3 protein-coding genes are annotated in these 3,695 nt (G+C 48.1%); all 3 read left to right on the plus strand.

Going from position 1 to position 3,695, the window contains the following annotated elements; translation table 11 throughout:
- Positions 1–704: 704 nt before the first annotated feature.
- The 3 genes from DN748_RS18835 to DN748_RS18845 all read left to right on the plus strand — a co-directional run bounded on the left by DN748_RS18835 (position 705) and on the right by DN748_RS18845 (position 3,603).
- Positions 705–1,637, plus strand: a complete 933-nt coding sequence (locus DN748_RS18835) for a helix-turn-helix transcriptional regulator (RefSeq protein ID WP_112373385.1) — start codon at positions 705–707, stop codon at positions 1,635–1,637.
- Between the two features lie 170 nt (positions 1,638–1,807).
- On the plus strand, positions 1,808–2,716 hold the full coding sequence (locus tag DN748_RS18840) for a helix-turn-helix transcriptional regulator (RefSeq protein WP_112373386.1): 909 nt from the start codon (positions 1,808–1,810) through the stop codon (positions 2,714–2,716).
- A gap of 395 nt (positions 2,717–3,111) precedes the next feature.
- Positions 3,112–3,603, plus strand: a complete 492-nt coding sequence (locus DN748_RS18845) for a MauE/DoxX family redox-associated membrane protein (protein WP_236636922.1) — start codon at positions 3,112–3,114, stop codon at positions 3,601–3,603.
- The last annotated feature ends 92 nt before the right edge of the window (positions 3,604–3,695 follow it).

Here is a 3,695-nt window from a genome sequence, read left to right on the forward strand (position 1 = left end):
TACAATGAGGTACGTCCCTTAGAATTATAGAAAAAATTTATGAACAAAACTTGTCTGAGTCATAGGATACAGGCAGGGAATCTATACCCGGATCAAAGAACCTTCAACAGCATAACCGAAAAACCGGAGATCCCTGGGCGGGACAAGCACTACGGGCGGGATGACAGCTCACAACGCCAGAAAACTCATAACCCTGAACTTTGAACCGGTTTATCGTTTGAAATCGACTAAAAACGAACCACTAAACCCTTTTTCTGTAGTCTTAAAAACCCACAAAATACCTCATCTTCAGGGATATTCCGGGAACAAATGATAAAATCCTGCAAAAATTTATCCTCCGCAAGCCCCGAAAATACGGTAATCCCCAACCTATTTAAAAAAATATAAGGTTTCAGAAGTATCAAGAGCACACATTTTGAAAAATTACTTCTTATATTTACATCTCTTTTTACGTACTGTTATATTTTGATACTTCGTATACCCTTAATATAAGATTAAGTTAAGGAGGTGCGATCTCCGGAAGAGTATAAACAACCTCATTCATGCACGTCTTACGAGCCGTGAGCACTCCTCTCTACCCCACCGGAGATCGTAAATATCCTCCTGTTGCTCACGGCTTTTTTTTATAAGACAGGACAACGGAACGTGTTCCGGGGTGTCAGGTCCCCGTCCGTATCTACCTGAACGACCAAAACCATTTTATTATGAACCCCGATAATAACAGTGAACAAAAACTATTTCTGGAAAAACTCACCAAAGACATGCAAAGCGAAGGTATCCCCGCCTATAAGCTCCGGGTACATCGCTTTAACGAGGAATACCGCCCGGTGGCCCAGTATCTCGATGAACTGGTCACGAATATTCACAGTACATTTATGGCCGGTATTCACCGCATTTCCCTTCCCGCTGCCCCGTACCGGGAAGTGGATATTTCTTTTCTTTTTTTCCCGGGATTCAGGTTTGCGGCCGCCAGTGAAACGGTATTGCGCATCCTGGGCAGGGAACCCGGGAAAGACAAAGACGTCACCTTCGAATCCCTGCTTACGGAGACCTCCCAACACTGCTGGAAAAGGTTTAAAAACCATACCAGACACGACGCCCATATCCGCCTGTCCTTTCACATAAACGACCTGATGTACTGTCCGATATTGTGTCATTTTAAAAACATAAAGAACAAGTTACTCGAGCTCTCCGCGGTTTTGCCCCTGGTCACCTTCCCTGCGGAGCTCCTGCCCCTTGTCCCCCCTTTCGATCCGCAAGCGCCTCACTCCCATCCCAAAGCCCGGCTGACATCGGCCTTGCTCCCTGTCTCTGCAGAACAGGAGGGCATGGAGAAGGTGGCCCGGTATATCCAGGACCACCTCGACGGCTCTCTCCCCACCCTGAACGACATTGCCCGCCATTTCGGTATCAACTCCCAAAAACTGAATAAGAATTTTAGGGCCACCTTCCTTCAGTCGGTTTACGCCTATTACCAGGACCGGAGGCTGGACAAGGCCATGTTCCTGCTCCGCACTACAAACCAGCCGATCATGGATATCGCATATAGCATTGGATATTCCGTGCACTCCGGATTTTACCGGGTATTTAGAAAAAAGTTCGGGATTACCCCGGGCCAGGTGAGGAAAAAACGGTAATCCCCCTTGTAGGAAAGCAGAAGCTGCACAACATACGACAAGCACTCCATATATAAAATAGTTCATATTGTGTCATAAGAAATTTCCGATTGTGACATGATTTCCCTGTTAAATTCACGATCTTTACTCAAAAACTTTAACCTGATCTGAACCTCATTCCCCAAAACATCATGAAAATAAAACTATCCCAGGAGTTGCTGCATCATGTTTTCGGCCCGAGGGCCGGGGATTACATCCAATACACCCCCGCCACACCGGATACCAACATGATATTGGACGCCCTTACCAGGGCCATGAACCTCTTTTCCGATTTCACGGATCAGCTTCCGGAGAACGGCCCGTCACTGCCTCCGGCCCTCAAACCGTATACCGGGCTCAGTTTTATCCTGGACCGCAATTCCGGCATCGTACACCTCAACACCGATGCTGCCGGCTTATTGCATTGCCCGGTTAAGGAAGCATACCACAAACCGTTTACCCGCCTGCTGGCCGACAACTCCCCGGTGTCCCGGGATGAAATACGGCATATCCTGAAACAGGCGGAGGGATCGCTGCTATGTGCCCTCTGTTTCCGGACCCCGGCTTCGGAAAGCATTCCGGCCCTTGCCCTTTTCTTTATCCATCCCCGACAGCAGGACATCCGCATTACCGCTGTCGCATTTACCCGGGGGCGTCCCGTATTCCGGGAGGTGCTGACAAAACTGTTGAAACAGGCCACACGGGATTTATCCGTGTACCGCGAAACCGTACCGGAAAACCATCAGAAATATATCGGGGAACTCGTCACCTACCTCCGCGCCCATTCCGACAAGCCCCTGCCCTCCATCAACCAGCTGTCCAGGACACTGGGAGTAAACCGCACCCGGCTTATGACGATGTTTAAAGAGCAGACAGGAAAGACCATAGGCCAGTACCATGACGACCTGCGTATGGCCAGGGTACGCGAGCTGTTACAGACCACCGGCCTGCCCCATGCGGAAATTGCGGTGAAACTGGGATTTAAATCCGTTACGGGACTTTACCGGGCCGTAAAGCGGAAATACGGCTATACCCCCGGCCAGCTGAGAAAAGAGGGGTGAAGGGTTCGGGTTGAAGGTTGCGGGTTACAATACGGAAACACCGGAGATTCCTCCCCGACCGAAAAGGCCGGGGCAGGCTCTGTCGTCGGAATGAACTAACTTCCAACTTCGTGCTCCGAGCTTCACAAAAACACTCCAGGCCAGTAAAATACTTCCTACAGGCCATATATTTACCGGGTTATCTTTCAGACCTTTACCCTAACCAAAAGATAGATTTTTTTAGGTTGTATTGCTCCCAAAAGGGGTAGTTGAGAGCAAGTGCGGGGAAGATCCCGTGGATACCTTTCCCCGCACTTTTATACACTGTAAGACACTCCGAAACGGATTAAGTAACCACACCCCGGTTCCCGTATGACCGACCATACTATTTAACAACAACCTGAATCTGACCGGAAATGAAAAATGGAATGTTATCGCTCCCCGGGTTTGTGGGGAGGTATAGGAATGTGATCCTGGAAATTATATCCTTCTTGTTTATACTGCTATTTGCCTATACTGCCATTTCCAAACTGCTGGAACCGGACAAGTTTTTTAACAACATCAATAATTCTCCTGTACTTGGGGGATGGATGATGGCTAAAATCACTCAATGGACAATTCCAGGACTGGAACTGTTGGCTGCCGTTCTGATTGCCATACCCAAAACCAGGTTAAAAGGGTTTTATACCGCATTGGCACTTATGCTGGTCTTTTCTTCCTATGTTATTGCGATACTCTTTTTTAGCCCCTATACCCCCTGCTCCTGTGGCGGGGTGGTCACACAACTATCATGGACACAGCACCTGGTCTTTAACGTTTTCTGGATGCTATTGGCTATCACCGTTATCTTGCTCAAAACGAAAGGAAAAAAGAAAAAACACCCCTTGACAGAACACATATATCTCTGAGTCCTTAACCGGACTGTATCCGTCCGTCTAAGTACATCTTTCCCGGTATAGTATAGTGTTCTAATTTTGACCACAAAACGAACGATGTCTAA

Source organism: Sinomicrobium soli (assembly GCF_003285545.1).
Lineage (GTDB): Bacteria > Bacteroidota > Bacteroidia > Flavobacteriales > Flavobacteriaceae > Sinomicrobium.

Excerpts from the sequence above, each read along its gene's own strand:
- DN748_RS18835 (WP_112373385.1), top strand. The coding sequence starts at position 705 with ATGAACCCCGATAATAACAGTGAACAAAAACTATTTCTGGAAAAACTC.
- DN748_RS18840 (WP_112373386.1), top strand. The coding sequence starts at position 1,808 with ATGAAAATAAAACTATCCCAGGAGTTGCTGCATCATGTTTTCGGCCCG.
- DN748_RS18845 (WP_236636922.1), top strand. The coding sequence starts at position 3,112 with ATGAAAAATGGAATGTTATCGCTCCCCGGGTTTGTGGGGAGGTATAGG.